The following is a 19,697-nucleotide window of genomic DNA, read 5'->3' as shown; positions in this document are numbered from 1 at the left end:
CTTATTCTCCCTCCTTCTCCATGCCACATGCCCTTGCTAGTTCTAATATTCTTTCTGCCCTTTCTACAATTGGCTTATCAACCATCTTACCCTTTAGCGAAACTACTCCTAACCCCTTTTCTTCAGCTTCTTTTATTGCTCTTATCACCCTTTTTGAATGTTCTATCTCCTTTTCAGTTGGTGCATATATCTCATGAACTGGAGCAATCTGCCTTGGATTAATGATGGATTTTCCATCAAAGCCTAATTGCTTTATCAGTTTAACCTCTTTTCGGAAACCTTCCTCGTTGTTTACATCAGAATAAACAGTATCTAATGCACAAATACCTGCTGCACGAGCAGCTATTAAAATTTGACTTCTTGCATATAGTAGTTCTATTCCTTCTGGACTTCTCTTTGTTTTCATATTTGTTACAAAGTCTTCAGCTCCGATGGCTATACCAATTAATCTTGAACTTGCTTTCGCAATTTCAACTGCATTTATTACTCCTAAAGGACTCTCAATTGCAGCCATCATTTTTGTAGAGCCTATAGGACGACTGCTATTTCTTTCAACTTCTTCAATTATTTCTTCAACATCTAATACATCCTTAGCTGTCTCTGTTTTGGGTAAACGAATGACATCTGCTCCCGCTCTTACCATAGCCTTGATATCGTTGCGTCCAAATGGAGTATCTAATCCATTTATTCTTACAACTATCTCTGTTTCTCCATAGTCAATACTTTTTATGGCATTATAGACTAAAAGTCTTGCAGAATCCTTTTCTGAAAGAGAAATAGAATCTTCTAAATCAAACATCAATGAATCTGCTCCATATATATGGGCTTCTGCAAGCATATTAGGGTTATTACCAGGAACATACATCATTGTCCTTCTAAGTCTCTTTTTCATCTATAATACCTCCCAATCCAGTTCATTTTCCTTATTTGCTGCCCTCATAACTGCACTTTGAACCCTAGCACGTATAGTACAATCCAATGCTCCACGGTCAACTGCCCTAACAACTACATTCGTTACCTTTAAATCTTCAAGGGTCTCTAAAATCACCTTTCTAATTTGGTCCCCAAACTGTTTTTCAACTGAACTATTTAAATAAATTTTAATTCCTTTCGCTTCTTGTTTTTCAATAACTACATTTATATCACTTGATTCCATTGTTCCTGCCATGCCTGTTCTTATGATTTCCATTTTGTCACCCCTTTAAGTTTTATCATCATTAATGTCTTTTATTTAAAGATGTTTTGATTTTATTAATTAATTGCTGTCCCTCTTCTGTAGTCAAAAATGAATAGGTCGAATTAGGAACCAGACTTTTAACCTTATCAATTTCTCCCTTTGCAATAAATGACCTAACATTTGATGCACTAATATATACGTCATCGATGGTTTTTCTTGAAATTTCTATTACTTTAATTCCATACTTTGGAAGTAGCTTTTTTAATGTTTGATTATACATATTTGTTGTTTCACAATACGGTTCTTCACCGACATAACGCCTATTAATTCCAAGGCAAGGTGCAATATATTTTCCAAAAATCTTTGCATCTAACATAGTATGGATATGAAGAATATCTGATTTCTCCTTAATAAAGTAGGAGGGGAAGGTGGCATTTGAAATTATATAGTCACCACCTTTATGAATTGTTAAATTTTTTATATCCTTAGTTCCTTCATTTATGAGATTCATTCGAACTTCATAAGGGAAGGTTGATTCCTCTGACGATAAAACAAAAACATGTAAATGGTCGCTTTCCCTAGCAGCCCTTTCAATTAAATACCTGTGTCCCAATGTAAATGGGTTGCCATTCATAACTATTGCACTTATTTTGTTACCCTCTACCCTAAGTTTAGATAAGTTAGTTAAATACTCTTTTAATCCATGGGGTCTATTTTCCATTAAAACCACGCTACCATCTATTTCTTCAACAACATAAAAACCCATAAATTCAAAGCTATTTTTAGCTGAAGGCTTAGTAAATAAAAATATGTCATTAATATTTCTGCGATACTGAAGTTTAATAAGCTCACTCATTAGCATGTTTAACGCTTTTCCACCTTGATATTTCTTGTCAACTGCTATACATCTTAATGTGTTGGCTTTAATCCCACCTGTAGCAATTAGTTTTTCTGCATCAAAAACACCTATCATCAATTCTAAAGATGTGTCTATAGACAAATCATTTTGTTGTAATAGCTTTATAACTTCTTCCCTTATTTTTTTCTCACTAATATCTATTTGGTTAACTTGAAAATCACTAAACATCATTATATTTTCTCCTCCAAGCTAAAGGCTTTTTAATACTCTATATAGTTAACTATTTTATGTAATTACACAATCGTTGTATCTAAACAACAAAAAAAGTCAGCATATAAAACCCTTAGAAATACTAAGAATTTTACATACTGACCTTTGAAAGCTTAACAAATAAGTTATCTTTCTCCTTGCCAATACACATATGATTAAATTATACATTCTAAATAAAATGCTTATTCCCATCTTGCTATCTCATCTATAGCATACTACATGTATCTATAACGAGCCTAGCAATTATCATGGAAAACGTTTATCAATATCATTATACATAAAACTATATTGTATTGCAATATAAAATTATAATTTTTCTATCAAAAATAACATTATCGTAACAGCCAATAAATCTGCTGACCCTCCAGGGCTAACCCAGTGTTTTATACACCAATTATCAAACTCTTTAATAGCTTTGATACCTTCTGGCGAAAAAATTCCACCTAACTCAATGATTCTTTTTGCTTCATTCTGTACCCTCTTAAGCATATCAAGATTATGGCGTCCAAGAATATTTGAGTCTTCTGTATGAGTCATTAGATTTAATAAAGTTTGAACTAATCTATCATTAAAAGTTCCAACCCTTGATTCCATCAATTCCTTTAATATAGGTAATCCATGATTTAAAACAGTTTGAAAACCCGATGTCACTTCTCCTCGTATTCCAGTAACTCCATACTTTATATATAATTTTTCACCATAAGTTACTGGATTTTTGAAGTTCTTATTCATTAACTCCCTTTCAACTAAACCTTCAGTCATATACTTTACTTGCTCACAAATATCATTAGCATGCCATCTACGGTTTGGTTTTTTCTGATAAAGATACCCTATAGCTGCACATATGATACCTAGTGAAAAAACTAACCCTTTATGAGTATTAACATTATTTGTAATTGCAAACATTTTTTTTTCGCCTCTAATACCAAAGGGACGAATAGCCTTTAACAAGGTCTTACTAGAATCCTTATGTTCTATGCCCGTTAATGTGCAGTGATAAAAAGTTTCTCCCAGAACAGAACTACTATCAATAAAAGTGTAAAAATCCATATCATTATGGGCCCCATTATTATTCCTGTCTACTAATCCTGGCTTTGGGGAGGCCGAAACTTCATAAAGAAGGGAACGAAGGGCTAAAGATTCAATATTTCGTGTAAATATCTCCTTCTCATTCAAAATCATCTCTCCAATCTTCTATAGGATTATCTTCTCCTTCTCATTATCAGTATAGAGCTAATTATGATAAAAGATAAAATAGATATTACAAAAATAATATAATTCCTAACTTGTTTACTTGCTATCATTTTTGTGATATATTTTTTCGTATTTATTTTATCTTTATCGTCCTGTCTATCCATTTGTCTATCTTTTTGTTCATCATTAACTACTCCATAATATTGGGATTGAATATTAGCAGATTTATCTATAACTACTGCATTTCCCTTTAATCTATCTACTAATTCAAAATCAGTTAAAAAATCTTTAGCCCAGTTTAATCCTTCATCCTTAGTTGCTGTAACTATAAGGGCTTTCTTGCTTTCATCAAAGGGTGATTTTATTAATTGTAAAGAAGATAGATTATTATTATAATCATCTAATAATGTAATCTTTTCATTTGATAAAAACTGACTAAAGTTCTTATCAAATTTAATATATAATCGCTCATTTATATCTTTAATCAAATCATTTCTATCTGGGGTACCAATAATAATTAAGTTTTTATCCTTAAACTTATCTGTATCTTCCTTCAAGGTTGTTACCTCTATATTTTCTAAGCTATTGACATTACGTCCTAATGCACTTACTATACTTGCAACTACTGTCATCTCATAAGAGTTCATATCTTCAGGTACTATTATCAATAAATCATTGAATTTTTTATTTTTAATAAAGGGACTCTCATAATTCTCAAAAAAACTATCTTTTCTTTTATCATGGGGTAAATATAAGTAAGAGCTATTTGAAATATATGCCCAAGAATTAATATCTCTTCTATAATCACAATCTTGGCTGTTTAATTCAAAATAGAACACAATTTCCAAGTTATAATAGTCATTGTCCTTAACTTCTTTAGGAATTTTTATTTCTAATACATCATTATTTGCATTTTCATAATATAATTTTTTACTACCAATAGGAACATCATTTAAATATACCGTTAATAAAGACCTATCAAAATCCAGAACCTCAGAATATCTCATATCAATATGTAAAAGTGCCCCTTCTTGTATAATCCAATCTTTAGGTATATTAACCCCAAAGGTAGCTTTTTGATAGAATATTCCTTCTAATTTAATATTTGAATAACCCAAGTCTTCTAAATAAATATATTCAGATTCAGGAGTGTTTTCTGCATCTATACTAATTTTATTAGGTATAAATTGGTATGACTTGTCCATTTGAGAAATCATCTTGTCATTTGATAATGCTTTTACAGCCTTTAACATACTTTCATCATTATTTGATAATATTAGTAAAATTTTGTAATTACTATTGTATGGAGATTTAAGTTCCTTAATCAATGCCTTATCTGAAATAGAATTAATTTCTTCATGGGATAATAGTGATAATATCTCTTGTGGAGTATTGTCTTTACTGCCAATATATATAATATTACTATTGTTTTTATTAGTAGCCTCACTAAATTTTAAAACATTTGTATCAAATTTTGTATAAGGATATCTTTGTCCAAAATTGGCTGCTAAAATCATAGCTGCATTTAGCTCATGACTGTAATAATTATCTGGAACAATTATTACATTATCTATTGGTTTATTCTTACTTTCCTTTAAATAAGGATATGGATAATCAATTATACTTAAGCTATCTGGTTTTTCTATAAATTCTATATGAACATATGAATCTTTGTGAAATACTATCCAGTTTCCAGGGTTTATAATATCGGAACAGGGTTCATCTGTAATTCTATGATAAGCCTTTATTTTTATTTCGTTATATCCTTCAGTAATTTTATCTAATGGAATAGGTACTTTTATTCTCTCTCTATTAACACCTTTATCATATAAAAGTACGCTATAAATAGGAAAGTTATTAATTTCAATTGTTAATGTAGAATTCTTATAATTCTTTATCTGGCTCTGACTAAAAATCAACTCCAAATAAGCATTATTTTTAATCTCCCAATATTTATCAACGTTTATAAAAAATGTGTAGCTTCCAAAAATACCTTTTATCGTTACATCATTATTTAAGTGATAATTTTTAGATTGTATTTCACTATCATTTTTGACTTCTATTTTAGGTGTTTTTGGAACAACACTAACATTATTAGTAATATTGGAATTTACTGTACTATATATTTTTTTTACATATCCATTAATCCCCAGTTTTTTGATTTTGCTAAGAGCTTTTTCAGCTTCTAATTTATCATCATATTGTCCTACATAAACCCAAATCTTATCTTTTTGTCGCTTATATGCAGGAAAATTATTTTTTACTAAAAGATTATATACTTTATCGGCATTAAATCGATTTTTAAACACACCAGCTTGAATTACGTATTTTTCATTTGCCATTCCATAGGTATATAGTAAAGTAGAGTTTAAGGTGCTTAAAAAAACTATACAGGAAATAATAAAAATGAATTTTTTCATTTCTTCACCTCACTTAAAACCTTTCGGTCTTATACCACTTAGTTTCTTGCTTAAATAATACATCCTTAAAATACAATATCATTCCTTTAATAGCTACTATCATCCACAACTGACAATATGAAAAATACATAAGAGCAACCAATATAATATTTTTGTAATTACTTTCCCCCTTCTCTAAGGTTAATGCTATGCTAACCTCAAGAATAAACAGAATATAGGCAAGAATCCAAATCACAAAAAAATTGCTTGATAAGCTTATTTTTATATCAGTAAATAATCCTAAAATAAAAATTATGTCAGATAATATTACCGATGATAGAAATAGAAAGTATACTGAAAAGAAATAATATAAATCAAATAAAACGCTTTTAGTTTTTTCTCTATATATGTTCTTTAAATATTTAAGAAGTACATATACATTACCCTTTGCCCACCTTGTTCGTTGCTTGAACCATACCCTAAGCTTTTCTGGTTCCTGCTCCCATGTTACAGCCAAGGGCATAAATCCAATCCTATATCCCATTTTATATATCCTAAAGCTAATTTCAGTATCCTCTGCTATAGCATGTATATCCCATCCACCAAGTGCTTCAATCACACTTCTTCTGATAATAAAATTTGTACCTGGAATAGTACATAGCCTAAATAACTGCCATCTCCCCGCTTGAGCCATCCACTGAAAACTTAAAGTTTCAATATTTATAAATCTTGTTAAAATATTTTTATATTTATTTCTTGTTCTAAACTTGCCTATTACCGCACCTAAATCCTTTGAATTAGTTATGGCATATACCAAATATCTTAAAGCCAGCTTTTCTGGTGTATTATCAGCATCATAAACCACAATATAATCACTTTTAGAGTTTTGGTAGCCAATATTTAATGCATTAGATTTGCCTTTACCCCCAGTTATTTTATCGGTAGTAATAATCCTTAGGTTTTTATTGCTGTAGGTTTTTTTTAGTTCTTCTAATATCTTTCCTGTATCATCACTGGAATTATCATTTATAACAATTACTTCAAATTTATCTTCTGGATAATTAAGGGATAACATAGCTTTTACAGTTTTACCGATAACTTTTTCTTCATTATGGGCTGGTATCAATATTGACACGCTTGGAAATTCTGTCATTTCCTTGAGTATATCTATTTTTTTACTTGAAGAAATCGTATAAAACCTATATCCACTAAAGGTTAAAAATATGTTCATAAGTAAAAGAAGCCATGTGGAAAGCAAAGAATATAAAAAAAGATAATCTACTAGACTCAGTCCCATATTATCAATCTCCTATTAAATATTTATTAGCCCTTTTCTTTGATCTAATCAAAATAATGAAAAACATTATATTAATAAATAATACAAAAATTATCAATACCTTTGTTCCTATGTTAAAGGAGCCTTTAATTGGACCATCCTCATCTTTTTTTGCATAATTCGTCTTTATTTCTCCATTCTTCGATACTATGGTTATATTTTCCCATTTAACCCAGTTGTCTTCCTTCCTCAAATCATAAAATTCTATGTTTTCAGCTTCTATGGCTTCAACTATTTCCTTTAGATATTTTATATCCAAATACGGGTGAAAAAATACTCCTGCTGTAAAGCCTCTAACTACAGAAACTTGCTTTAAATTATTTTTAATTTCATTTATAACTAAAGGATTATCAGGGTCTACATATCCAAGATTCTCAGGTACTAATTTATTAAACAATTCAGTATCATAAAGATTATAGGGATAGCTTGTTGTAGTAAATCCTTGGTCACTTGTTTGAACATGTCCGCAATAGGTTGAGAAATATTTTTTAAGCACCTTATATCCTCTTTGACTAATAGCGTAATGGGGAGCCTCAAAGGCTAAGGGGTATATACCATTTTTTATACTTTCCTGTATTCCTAAACCAATTCTCTCATGTATCCATTTTTCTATATCTAAATCCAAGGGCTTATCATTTATTCCATCCCAAAATTCAAATCCTTCTCCACTTAACTCTCCTCCAAAGGCTTGATGCGTATATCCATGTAAAACTACGCTGCCTCCAAGCTCTTGCAAATATTTTATGGTTTCAATAAACTCAGGCTTTTCTTTCAAAGAAGTTATATAAGAGGATTTAGGACTTTTATAAGCAGGTATCATTGCTATCATAAAGGGAATATTCTTGCTATTTAAATATTCTCCTATAGCCCTTAATTTATCTGTATCCCTGAAGGGATGTACATCTTCAATCCTTATAAATATTCGACTTTTCTCAATACTGTACTCATTAAATAGATCATACAAAACATCTGCAAATATATAAAATAGTACTGAATAAGTGATTGTTTTTGATACGTACCAATAGTTATTTTCTCTAAGTATGTATGGATATCTATTATTTCCATCACTTAGCCAAGAATAAACTTTGGCTTTTAGAGAAAGGTTGTCTACAATTACAAATTCATCAATTAATCCTGTATCAAAGCTTTTCTCCCCATAAAGTATTTTTACTAAATCATTTGACTCACCTTTATATCTAAAACTTAAATTTTCATTATTTTCTAAAAGTTTTTCTATGCCCTTTCCTATCCAGCAAACAGTTTTTTTAGTTTTCTTTAAATCCTCTATAAGTTCCAAATTAGAAAAATTTCCTTCTATTCCTATAACAAATATATAATCAAAATCCTCCGCTTGTCCTTTTTTGTAATTTTCTTGACTTTCTTCTAAAACTTCAACATCAAAATGCCCAAATAGCTCTTTATAAGAAGTTACAATATCTTCTATATAACCAAAAATTTGCCTTCTGTCATATATCAATAGGACTTTCTTTTTACTTTCTTCAGCATTTACTAATTGTAGGGGTTGCACCAAAGCTAAGAATAATATTAATACTGAAAAAAATATTAATACCCTTCTAAATGTCATATTCAAGCTCCTTTTGAACTAATTCTTTAAACTCAAAGGAATTGGTTATTCTGTCATTATACTGCAAAACTGCAATTTTAAAATCAAATTTATATGTTTTTGTCTGACTGCCATGATTTACTTCAATATCCTCCAATTTCTTTTTTAATCGTTCCTTAACTATCTCTGCACCTTTTATATCTGTATTAGGCATTATTACAGCAAATAAATCTTCATCTATCTTGTATCTTTTATCCTCTGTTCTTGTAACCTTTTCAATTATATTTGATATGATCTTAAATATCTTATTGATTTTATCTGTTCCATAAATACCTATTAATTCTTCTAAATACTGAATTTCAACTAACATTACTACTAAACTAAATTTATGTCTCTTTGATCTACTCATTTCTTCATTTAAATCTTTATAAAATTCTTTTATATTATTAAATCCAGTTATTTCATCTACTGTTACTAGCTCCTTTACCTGCTTCTCAAATTTCATATTTTTATTTCGTATCTCATTTATAGAATCGGATAATCTCCCAGATATAAATGCTGATAAAGGGAATAATACAATCCAAAAATAACTATTTCCAATACTTGATTTTTCATAAAATAGACTTTGATATAACATATAGCTCCCATACCCAAATACTAAAAATGCACTTGTTATTAATCCCGTTATCAAGTTTGAATAGAAGGATATAACTATTATAAGAAAAATCAGCATATACAAAACATAGTCAGTAAAAGTAATTTCTTTTACATTCAATATAAGTAGCGTAGTAATAGTAAATATCTCTATGATTAAAAGTAAAAAGAATATATCAATATGTCTATTTCTTGTCATTTTATCCTCCTAAAGTTTAAAGCTAATAGTGCTTGGAGGTTATCAAAGGAATAAACCTTTAGTGTATCTACATCCCCAAAGCCTCCATATAAAGGACTGGATTTATCCCCTACTTGCAGATATAACATCCTATTAATCAATGCCTTATATAAGGCTTCATCTCCTATGACTTTTGCAATCCTTGCAGCAATTGCATATGTAGCAGTACTTTCTACATTCCCAGCAGGAGTTCCAGTTTTAATATCATATTCTCCGTAAATACGGCCGTCATCCTTCATTTGATCTCTTATCCATTCAATAGTTTCATTTTTAACTAATCCAACTTCACTAAGATGCAATACAACTAAAAAAGCATCTATAGAATTTATAACTTTTCTCTTTTGGTACCTATCTTTGCTTATATTATAGGTCTTTTGGTATAATGGAAACTTATTAGATATATATCCCTTATTTATAATATTTAATCCTTTGTTATAGACTTTATCCCATTTATTATTAATGCTAGAAAGGAGTTTTATTGTATATAAATCTATATAAGCTGCATCGATTTCTTCTGATTTATGTTTATACTCCATATCTAAATAATTGTTCAAACAATCTTCATATATATTATATTTAAGCAATGCTTCACTAATTTTTTTTAGAGTTTTATAATATTCTTTATCCTTCCAAATATCATAGGCATATATCAATGCACGAATTATTCTCAAATCATCGATTGTAGCATTACTGATAGCTATATCATAATTATCCTCTTTTATTCTCCATTTTACCAGACCAGTTTTATCTATCATCTTATTCTTTACTATATTAAAATGTTTGTCAAATTCATCTTTATCTTGAATTTCAACATAATATAGCATAATGAGTCCCTCTGACTCTGATAATATTTCATGTCCGCTTGCCATTTCTTCTATTTTATGATTTTCTAAATAATTAGTATGTATGCCCCCACTTTTTGAAGACATACTTTCCTTTATAAATTTCAAGCAAATTTTTTCTTTTTCTAAATAATCTTGTGTAAATTTTTCTTCGTCAATAAGCTCTTTTTCATCTATGATATCAGATTTAGAAAAATAATTAAATATATTAAATATAATAATACATAATATTACCGTTATGATGCAAATAATAGCTATAATTTTTTTCATGAATTTACATCTCCTTAAGCTTTATACTAAAACCCCTTTTACAACATTCGACTTTAAAGTATAAATTCCTTTTTTTATGTTTATATATTTTATCATATAAACAAAAACAAACAGCCCTATGGCTGCTTTATTAAATATGAATTTCTTCTTTAAAATATTCATTGTTTTATATAATACTTAATTGTATTTTTTACATCACCACTATCCATAAAATAATATCTTGAATCGTATACTCCAATTTGAAATAATGAGTATCCTAAAACAAATTCACTATCTTTAAATGTTTGAAAAAATGCTTCAAAGGCTGCTGCTTGTTCTTTTCTATCTATCTTAGAATTTAAACTATAGTTCCAAGGTTCTACAGTAGTACCCCTATATTTTGTATATCCAACCTCTCCAAAGAATATCTTTTTATCATAATGCTCTGATAGTCTTTTTATCTGTTCATATATAGGTTGTTTTCTATCATATCGTTTTGATGATTTCCAAGCCTCAACTAACTGGTCTACATTATCAGTAGGCTGATCAGCTAATTCAAAATATGCGGGTATACTAATGAAGTCCACTTTCCTTAAGTATGAAAGATTAAAAAGTGATCTATAATATTCATAACTTTCTGGATCCCAATCGGCATTATACCACCAATTAATCTTAAATCCTATTTTAGCGTTAGTTTTTTCTCTCACATTATTTATTATTTTTGTCCAATTACGTTCATATTGGTAAAGGCTTATAAAATTATTCTCAATTAATAATCCCTCTATTTCATAATCCTTACATATTTCTAAAACCTCATAAATACATTTCGCCCATGTACGAAAAAATACCCTCTTATTACTTGGATTGTACTCTGTCTCAACATTTTCCCCGTCATTTATCCATGGGAATAATTCGATAAATATTCTATATCTTTTATTTGATATTCTCCTCAATGAATTTTTTAGATTTTCTTTCTCTTCAGAAGATATTTTTGCTTTACTGCTTTTTATAGAGTCTATATCTATCTTTACAGAAAGATTAATAGTATCAATTCCTAATTTTTTAGCATTTTTCAAAGATAAACCTATGTCATATCCTGGTGTAAGAGTCGCTGAATTGATTTTAAAGCCTGATTCAGCAAAGGATACATATGGTAATAAAAATAGACAAATTATAACTGTTAATATAAATTTTTTCACAAAAAACACCTCCGGGCAGCCCAGCCGTCATAGAAGCATCACTTCCTTAGACCTGTGGCTTTGCGTCCCTATATTTCTATAGGTTTGCCTTTTTCCAAAAGGAAAAACTTTACTATTATAATATAATTATATATCATTTTAAAAGAATTTTAAAGTAACTATCCTACACTATCTACATTTTTTCTTTTAAATCCATTAAACCTTAAAGTTATCTATATTTATGTAAATCCTTTATTATTAATAATTAATGAAAATAAAAGTATAAACAACACAAAAACGTAAATCCCCTCTAATACACTTCCCCATTTACTTCCTGTCTTTATTAATGGTATCGATAATTTCTTATTTAGAATTGTGTAGACTATCATATATGTCTTGTATCTTTTAAATTTACTATGTAGCTTGGTCTTTCTTAATATTAAAGGTATAGTAGATATAGGAACTCCACTACTTGTAAAAATATCTGCTAGATACAAATGGCTGAAATATCCAATAAAAAAAGCCGTAGAAATATTAGCAAACATTATTCTTTTTTCTAGATATTTTACTCCGATTGTTGCTAAAATAATTCCTTCTGGAGAATGTAAAAAGGTCCTATGGGGAAATATTGCTATTATAATAAATATTAAGCCCCATATTATTCCATCAACACTTCCTTTACTAAGGTAAATACACGTAATACCTGCACTTAAATATACAATCATCATAAATATTTTTTTTGCTCTAGCCGCTCCACTATTTATTGCTCTTAAACCTTCTGTAAAAATAGGTATATATATTTTTTCTCCTACAGCTGCACCCTTTATAGATAGAATAATAAGTATGAATGTAAATATCATAAGTACTACTGAATAGTTTTTATAATAGTACATATAAAACGCCATAAATGTGGCTGGAATACCAAAAAAAACAATAGCAAATATTTTTTTTAGTAATTGCTTATAATGATTTACTACTCTATTTGAAGTCCTAAAAATTGGATTTTTATTATTTATTAAGCTGTGGTCAGAATCGGCATCGGGGAACACTGCACCGATGGATGCAGCTAAAATACCAATCACTATTTCTTTAAGGCTAGAAAATTTGACCATTGTGAATATAGGTATCATGCAAAATAAAAGATAATATAAAATACCTAATGTATAGTGAGTTCTTCCCATCATTTTAAATCACTCCCTAATAGCAAAAACGTGCCATGCCTCTTTTTTAGTTGAAGGTTACAGATTTTAAGGTCATGTTTAGATAGCTTAATAGTCTATTTTTAATTCTTCAGCTTATTATTATATCTGGATAACTCAACTTCTTCAACCATTAGTATAAACTTATCATATAAAAAAACAGGTTTATTGTATAAACTAAAAGGAAATGTTAAAATTCTTGGGGTAGAAAACACAATTAGTTAAATTAACTAAAAAGTGGATGCTGTATATTTACAGCTTCCACTTTCTTGATTTTTTATTTTATTTTTTTCTATTTTTCACTAAAATCGTATCATTTTTATTTTTGTTCAATTTCTTCTTTTCCCTATACCCATACCTCGCCTATCATCGGTGAAGTTAATTATATTTTCTAAATGGATACCAACCATAGTTCTTACTTAACATACTCTCTATTTTTTTTGGAGCTACTGGTTTACTAAACAAATATCCTTGAAGCATATTACATCTATTCTGCTTTAGGAATCTAAACTGCTCCACTGTCTCTACTCCTTCAGCTATAGTCTCAATATTTAAGCTTTTTGCCATTGATATAATAGCCTTAATAATTTTACCTTTGTTGAAATTTTTATTTATACCATCTACAAATACTCTATCAATCTTTATTTTGCTAACATTAAGTTCACTAAGCTGCCATAGTGAAGAATAACCTGTCCCAAAATCATCTATAGCTAATCGTACACCTAAGTCATTGAGTTTTTTAACTATTTCGATAACCTTAGTACTATTTTGGGTAAGAATTGTTTCGGTGATTTCTAGCATTAAATATCTTGCTTCCATTCCTGTTTCCTTTAATACTCTACTAACTGTTTTATAAAAATTAGGCTCCTCTAACTGCAGAACCGATACATTCACTGATACAAATATGGGTTCGTGTCCCAATCTTTGCCATAAAACGTTTTGTTTACAAGCATTCCTAAGTACCCATTCACCAATGAATTTTATCTCTCCACTTTTTTCTGCTATAGGTATGAACTTCGATGGAGGAATAAGTTTATTCCCTTCATAATTCCATCTCAATAGAGCCTCTACACCAATTATTTTTTCTGTCAAAACAGAATATATTGGCTGATAATTTAAAAATAACTCATCCTTACTAATAGCATGACGAAGGTTATTCTTGATTTGAAAATTCTCTTGAATCTCTCTGTCAAGTATTGGTTTGAAAATTGTAAATTTACTGTCTTTTGCTTCTTTAGATTTATCCATTGCAATATCTGCATTTCGAACAAGTGTTGTAGAATCTGTTCCATCATCGGGGTATATTGATATACCAATACTGGTCATTATATTAAGTTCATAGTCATTTACAATAAATGGGGGATGTAAAACATTTAAAATCCTTTGTGCCATATTAACTGCTTGGTCAGAATCACTTATTGTAGGTAATAAAATAATAAATTCATCTGCTCCAAATCTTGCAATCACATCATTTTTATCTATACATTCTGCTAATCTTTTGGCATATTTCCTAAGAATTTCATCTCCTATTAAATGTCCAAGGGTATCGTTCATCTCCTTAAAATCATCTATATCTAAAAATAATATAGCCAGCTTTTTATCGTATTCCTTATTTTTTTCTCTTTTAAAAATCTCATAATTCAATTTGTTAATAAAAAATTCTCTATTATATAATTTTGTAATACTATCAAGATTAGTTAAAATCTCTATTTTTTTTTCTTCCTCTTTAATTTTACTTAGATTTGAATATATACACTCTGCACCTATTTGCTCTCCATTCCTCATTATTGGAAATCCTAATAAAGCAACATCCAGCAATTCTCCATTTTTTCCTTTTCTCTTTGTTTCTTTTCTTATAATTTGTCCATTCATAATACATTTTTTAAAGTAACTTGATTCATCATAAAATGCCTCATCACATATTACATCTGTTATATTTTTATATTTTATTTCATCTATTGAATACATAAAGGTTTCTTCAAAACCCTTATTTACATTTATAATTCTAAATTCATTGTCGAGCAATGTTATAGCTTCTGGTAAATTCTCAAATAAGTACTTAAAATACATATTTCTTATTTCATACTTATCCGCTATTTCTTTTTTTTCTTGACCATCATAAATTGTAAATAAAAAATATATTTTATTATTAATTGTTATAGGGCCACTATGCACTTCTACATCCTTTATTTGACCATCAGATAATTTATGTTTGAATTTAAAAAATTTCCTATTTTCCAGTCTAGCCAGCTCTATTTCTTCAAATATCTCTTTTTTTGTAAGAATGTTTATATCATTAATTTTTATTTTCAATATTTCTTTTTTAGTATATCCATAGTAATCACATGCTGCCCAATTTGCATCCTTTATACTACCATCTTTTAAATCAATAATCAGCATAGGAGTGTGGAGATTATTAAATATGCTGGTATACTTTTTTTCTCCTTCTTTAGTAGAACATTCAATCTCTCGCCATATAGTTCTGTCTTTAATAATAGCATTAATAATTCTTTCTCCTTCCAATTCTTCCTCAATAAATATTACTTGTACCCAAAGAATCTCTCCAGATACTGTCTTAAATTGATATTCAAATTTAGTTCTTCCATTAGAGAATGTATTATAAACCATTATTCTGTATAATTCAAAGGAATTATAGCCATTGGATTGCATATCTGAAGCTAAGTCGTAGAATTTATGTCCTATTAAATCATCCTTAGATAAATATCCAAGCATAGCTGCAAATCTAGTATTACAATTAATTATTACATCCTCTTTAATAATAGAAAACCCTTCTAAATCATTGTTAAATAATAGAAAATCAATCATCTGCTTTTCAATTTCCACACTCTATCCCCTCTTTGCCTTTTTTGCGTTTTTATGGTACTTTATACACATTATACACGAATTTTATAAAAAGCTTAGTGTCTTTCGTAAAAAAATTGTAAAAAATGTTTAATTTTAAGTAAAATAGGTCCTAGTACCCATAAGTTATCTACTATTTTTTTACAAATACCTGACTTTATTTCGACTCTCTCTACTATATTTTATATTGAAACATTCCTTAAATGTATTACGCAATTTTCTCATTTATTAAGACGTTTAAAATGAAAAATAGTTTCAAATATTTAACAAAATATTATTATATTAGCAACTTTAACGTTGTATCCAACTCGAACTATATGCCACGTAAAATAAGGAGATAATTAAATAGTCTAGTTCCATAAATATTTTTCAAAAATTAATAAAAAAATTTCCTCTACCATTCCTATAGGTATATATTTTGTTAACAATTAGTTCACACTTTATACATATTATTTTGATATCATATGTTTAACATATGAAAGGTCATCCCCTTTTATATATAGGGCTCCTGAATTATGCAGGGGCCTGTTGTGATTTAAGAGGAAAATTGGAGAAAGCATTATAATTAGTCAATATAATGATAGGCATGATTAAAGATTGCTAAAAAATCTTTAGTCATGCCTTTGTAGTATGTAAATATGTACAGTATTATCTATTAACATCATTCACATAAATAAATTTTTTAGAGCTTAAGTATTTATAAATATTTACCTTATAAATACCCCAGTAAATTATAAGACTAAGTATTATCCCATATAATACGTCTATTATCGAATGTTGTTTTATCATTACAGTTGAAGCTATTATGGACAGCATGCTAATTCCTGAAGTAAGCCTTAACATTCTATTGTTCTTTAACTTGTCACAATTTGTAATTGTTAAATGAACTGCAATAGAATCTAATACATGCATACTTGGCGCAGAATTTGTAGGGGTATCAGTATAATATATATATCTTATCACATAGGATAATAAGTCATCTCCTAATACTAAAGGTCTTAAATTCTGTCCATTTGGAAATAATAAATAAATTATAAAGCATATTGTCATACCTACAAACATAAATCCGCATAATTTATAGAAATCCTTCTTTGAAGTAAATCCTAAGTACATTAATGCAATAAAAATATATATGTACCAAAATAAATAGGGTATAACCATTTCTTTAACAAAAGGGATATAGTCATCTAATTTTGAATACATAATATATTGCGGTACAGTAACTTTTTCAGTATAGATATATAAACAGTATATTACTAAGTAATACAATAGTACTGCAAAGTGCCTATGCTCCTTTAATTTAATCAAAATCATTAATTTCACCTTCTTCTAGAATATCTTAGTTTTCCAAGTAATATTTATAGATAAAAAAAGGGTTTATTACATGAATAGAGACGTATGAAGACGCATTTTAATTCCAAGTTTTAATGTCATTCTTTTGGGTCTAAAAACCTTAATTCCTGCTTCTAAAATTTTACTGATAATAATTTGCATTTGCTCTTTGTTACTTGAATTGTAACTCTGAATTTCTTTTGTAAAAAACTTAAGTTCCTTGGCAAAAAGAAAATCTTTTGCACTTGAAACTAGCCCAATGAGTTAATTTATCTCTATCATAAATATTATACTAGCATAAAAGCAAATAATTTTTTGTTGAATTTTGTCGAATTGTTTAATATTAAGAAAATCTTAAATATTATCAAAATAAAAGCCTTTGCCCTTAAAATTATTATTGAAAAAATTCCATAATTATGACTTGACTAAGTTGAATATGGAAAGGTTAAGATAATTATGCAATTTGTTTAATTAAACTTTATTCATTAATTATTTAATTTGTATCTCTCTTGAATATAGAATTTACATAGTAAAACTTAATTTATGCATGTACAAATACACAATGTTTCTGAGGATTTTGGACGTATATAAATTAAAGTCTTCACTTAAATCTCTATAGGAAGTATGACTTAACAAATATTATCATAAAAATCCAGAGATTTCCCACCAAATTTCCAGTTAAAAATTTATTTTTACTAAAATTTATTTTTTTAACATTTACTTGAATAATTAGAAAGTCTATAGACCGATAGGTCTTAAAAATAGTTACACCTCCCCCTACCCCAAGAAATTTTAATAATCAATTTTCAGTTTTGTTTTTAAATTATATTTTCCCAAATATTGGATTGATCCAGTCTTCTTCTATAGTAAATTTTTCATCTCTTATATCTTCAATAATATCTATTTGCAACATTTTTTTATTTCTAAAACCTCTAATACGCCTAAAGAAATATAATTGCATAAAATTAAATGCTATCATTATAAACATTAACACAGTCTCTACGCCCGTAGGACTATGCAAAAAGCAATGATTTAAATGCTACTGTGTTTTTAATTGACGAAATGCATTATTTTCAATATCCTATCTTTTATGCATTATCTTATATAATGTCTCCACTGTGATGTTTTTATCTGTAGTTACAATCCATCCTTCTTTGACTTCTACCTTGTCTCCCGTATGAATTTCATCTACAAATTTTATAAATCTTACTTTTATATCTGAATCAAACATTTCAAAATTATCTTCATCCCAAGCTTTAATTTTTCTATACTCATTACATTTTTCCTTTATAATCCACTCTTTATCTGCCTTACGGCATTTAAATAAGCCTAAAGCATCTTTTACAATATGAAACCTTTCATCTTTAACTCTAACTACTACATCCATTCCTATAGAAAGAACTTCTTTAATCCAAGTAGATTTACAGTACAAAACGTCAGCTACTATAATATCTGCAAAATGATGATATTGTTTATATAACTTCCTAATAAGTCTTTTACTACCTGTAATTTCGCCTTCGTCTTTTTCTGAGCTATCATTTTTAGGTTTAAGCATCTCTTGTCCTAAGATAATATGTGGATCTGAACCTACAGTCGCACATACTACTGCCCTATGAAAATAGTGAGTAATACCATCTCTCTGTACTCTAGAAAGACACGTGTCACAACATTTTTTAGTGCTTTCAAATAATTCCACCCCGTCTATAGCAACTACTCTTAATCCATCAATAGTTCCACCTCTAAAAACCTTATTTTTTATAGTGGTTTTAATTATATGATTATGCGTTTCCTTTAATCCATCTAAGTCAAATTTACTTAAAGATCGCCTAATGCCATCAATGCGAGGTGCTCCAGTATTTTTAGGTAATACTTTCTTAAATTTGTTTTTTTAAAGCCAATGGTTTAATCTATTGAAACTTCTTATTTGAAGCATAAATCCAAATAATATTATAAAAGTAATTGTTGAAATTTTTACTTCAGATTTTAATCTTCTATCTTTTAAAGTATTGATTTTTTTGCCTATATCGTATACCTTTAGAGATAAGCATAATTAACAAAATCTAATAAAGAAAAATAAAAACTAGAAAGATTAGCACTAAATTAGTGAATTGTTTTGTTGTATGTGAAAGGCTATTGGAGTAATTAATAGTATCACCAATGGTTTTAATAGATGGTTTAATAGATTTAAATCTAAATAACTCCAAAAAGTTGATTGCTAAAAATACAATCAAAAAATATCTTTCTATAGAAAGGATACTACGAACTCTATATTTATCGAAACTCAAATTAGATTTTAGATATTTATAGTTAGTTTCAATCTTCCATCTTACCAAATAGTATTCAA

At 28.4% G+C, this 19,697-nt stretch carries 15 protein-coding genes, 1 pseudogene and 1 riboswitch; all 16 genes and pseudogenes read right to left on the bottom strand.

Going from position 1 to position 19,697, the window contains the following annotated elements; all coding sequences use genetic code 11:
* Nucleotide 1 precedes the first annotated feature (1 nt).
* On the bottom strand, nt 2-892 hold the full coding sequence (gene citE, locus BUB36_RS10215; protein WP_073149619.1) for a citrate (pro-3S)-lyase subunit beta: 891 nt from the start codon (nt 890-892) through the stop codon (nt 2-4).
* Nucleotides 893-1,189 carry a citrate lyase acyl carrier protein gene (citD, locus tag BUB36_RS10210; RefSeq protein WP_073149618.1) on the bottom strand — a complete coding sequence of 99 codons (297 nt, stop codon included), beginning with the start codon at nt 1,187-1,189 and terminating at the stop codon, nt 893-895. It abuts the gene before it with no gap.
* Between the two features lie 28 nt (nt 1,190-1,217).
* Entirely contained in the window at nt 1,218-2,267 is a 1,050-nt protein-coding gene (gene citC / locus BUB36_RS10205; protein ID WP_084111935.1) for a [citrate (pro-3S)-lyase] ligase, read from the bottom strand.
* Between the two features lie 345 nt (nt 2,268-2,612).
* Nucleotides 2,613-3,488, bottom strand: a complete 876-nt coding sequence (gene citG, locus BUB36_RS10200; protein ID WP_073149617.1) for a triphosphoribosyl-dephospho-CoA synthase CitG — start codon at nt 3,486-3,488, stop codon at nt 2,613-2,615.
* A gap of 20 nt (nt 3,489-3,508) precedes the next feature.
* Nucleotides 3,509-5,920 (bottom strand): cellulose biosynthesis cyclic di-GMP-binding regulatory protein BcsB, encoded by a 2,412-nt coding sequence (locus tag BUB36_RS10195; RefSeq protein ID WP_073149616.1) that lies wholly within the window; start codon nt 5,918-5,920, stop codon nt 3,509-3,511.
* 13 nt (nt 5,921-5,933) lie between these two features.
* Entirely contained in the window at nt 5,934-7,196 is a 1,263-nt protein-coding gene (locus BUB36_RS10190) for a glycosyltransferase family 2 protein (protein ID WP_073149615.1), read from the bottom strand.
* Nucleotides 7,197-7,200: 4 nt separating this feature from the next.
* Nucleotides 7,201-8,820 carry a DUF2334 domain-containing protein gene (locus tag BUB36_RS10185; RefSeq protein WP_073149614.1) on the bottom strand — a complete coding sequence of 540 codons (1,620 nt, stop codon included), beginning with the start codon at nt 8,818-8,820 and terminating at the stop codon, nt 7,201-7,203.
* Nucleotides 8,810-9,652: a GGDEF domain-containing protein gene (locus BUB36_RS10180; protein WP_073149613.1), complete on the bottom strand. Its 843-nt coding sequence runs from the start codon at nt 9,650-9,652 to the stop codon at nt 8,810-8,812. Before BUB36_RS10180 ends, BUB36_RS10185 begins: the two co-directional genes overlap by 11 nt.
* Nucleotides 9,649-10,803: a glycosyl hydrolase family 8 gene (locus BUB36_RS10175; RefSeq protein ID WP_073149611.1), complete on the bottom strand. Its 1,155-nt coding sequence runs from the start codon at nt 10,801-10,803 to the stop codon at nt 9,649-9,651. The genes BUB36_RS10180 and BUB36_RS10175 overlap by 4 nt, the downstream gene beginning before the upstream one ends.
* Nucleotides 10,804-10,961: 158 nt before the next feature.
* Nucleotides 10,962-11,981, bottom strand: coding sequence for a glycoside hydrolase family 113 (locus tag BUB36_RS10170; protein ID WP_073149609.1), 1,020 nt, complete (start codon nt 11,979-11,981; stop codon nt 10,962-10,964).
* Between the two features lie 11 nt (nt 11,982-11,992).
* A riboswitch (cyclic di-GMP riboswitch) is annotated at nt 11,993-12,080 on the bottom strand.
* Nucleotides 12,081-12,199: 119 nt separating this feature from the next.
* Nucleotides 12,200-13,144 (bottom strand): metal-dependent hydrolase, encoded by a 945-nt coding sequence (locus tag BUB36_RS10165; RefSeq protein ID WP_073149608.1) that lies wholly within the window; start codon nt 13,142-13,144, stop codon nt 12,200-12,202.
* A gap of 393 nt (nt 13,145-13,537) precedes the next feature.
* Complete coding sequence (locus BUB36_RS10160; protein ID WP_073149606.1) at nt 13,538-16,003, bottom strand: EAL domain-containing protein; 2,466 nt, start codon at nt 16,001-16,003, stop codon at nt 13,538-13,540.
* Between the two features lie 666 nt (nt 16,004-16,669).
* The gene (locus BUB36_RS10155) at nt 16,670-17,335 is read right to left on the bottom strand and encodes a phosphatase PAP2 family protein (RefSeq protein ID WP_207550796.1); all 666 of its coding nucleotides are present in this window, start codon (nt 17,333-17,335) and stop codon (nt 16,670-16,672) included.
* A gap of 841 nt (nt 17,336-18,176) precedes the next feature.
* A complete protein-coding gene (locus BUB36_RS20150; protein WP_242655760.1) occupies nt 18,177-18,341 on the bottom strand; it encodes a hypothetical protein in 165 nt (54 codons plus the stop codon).
* A 93-nt stretch (nt 18,342-18,434) separates the two neighbouring features.
* Entirely contained in the window at nt 18,435-19,049 is a 615-nt protein-coding gene (locus BUB36_RS20145; RefSeq protein WP_242655758.1) for a hypothetical protein, read from the bottom strand.
* Between the two features lie 364 nt (nt 19,050-19,413).
* Nucleotides 19,414-19,697, bottom strand: a pseudogene (locus BUB36_RS19445) (hypothetical protein); the annotation flags it as partial.

Origin of the sequence: Paramaledivibacter caminithermalis DSM 15212, from assembly GCF_900142245.1 — a bacterium.
GTDB classification, from domain to species: Bacteria; Bacillota; Clostridia; order Peptostreptococcales; family Caminicellaceae; genus Paramaledivibacter; species Paramaledivibacter caminithermalis.
The sequence above is the reverse complement of the archived record's forward strand: the minus strand, read 5'-3'. Positions and strand labels throughout refer to the sequence as shown.

Coding starts and splice junctions, on each gene's coding strand:
- citE (WP_073149619.1), bottom strand. CDS start 892: ATGAAAAAGAGACTTAGAAGGACAATGATGTATGTTCCTGGTAATAAC.
- citD (WP_073149618.1), bottom strand. CDS start 1,189: ATGGAAATCATAAGAACAGGCATGGCAGGAACAATGGAATCAAGTGAT.
- citC (WP_084111935.1), bottom strand. CDS start 2,267: ATGATGTTTAGTGATTTTCAAGTTAACCAAATAGATATTAGTGAGAAA.
- citG (WP_073149617.1), bottom strand. CDS start 3,488: ATGATTTTGAATGAGAAGGAGATATTTACACGAAATATTGAATCTTTA.
- BUB36_RS10195 (WP_073149616.1), bottom strand. CDS start 5,920: ATGAAAAAATTCATTTTTATTATTTCCTGTATAGTTTTTTTAAGCACC.
- BUB36_RS10190 (WP_073149615.1), bottom strand. CDS start 7,196: ATGGGACTGAGTCTAGTAGATTATCTTTTTTTATATTCTTTGCTTTCC.
- BUB36_RS10185 (WP_073149614.1), bottom strand. CDS start 8,820: ATGACATTTAGAAGGGTATTAATATTTTTTTCAGTATTAATATTATTC.
- BUB36_RS10180 (WP_073149613.1), bottom strand. CDS start 9,652: ATGACAAGAAATAGACATATTGATATATTCTTTTTACTTTTAATCATA.
- BUB36_RS10175 (WP_073149611.1), bottom strand. CDS start 10,803: ATGAAAAAAATTATAGCTATTATTTGCATCATAACGGTAATATTATGT.
- BUB36_RS10165 (WP_073149608.1), bottom strand. CDS start 13,144: ATGATGGGAAGAACTCACTATACATTAGGTATTTTATATTATCTTTTA.
- BUB36_RS10155 (WP_207550796.1), bottom strand. CDS start 17,335: ATGATTTTGATTAAATTAAAGGAGCATAGGCACTTTGCAGTACTATTG.
- BUB36_RS20150 (WP_242655760.1), bottom strand. CDS start 18,341: ATGTTTATAATGATAGCATTTAATTTTATGCAATTATATTTCTTTAGG.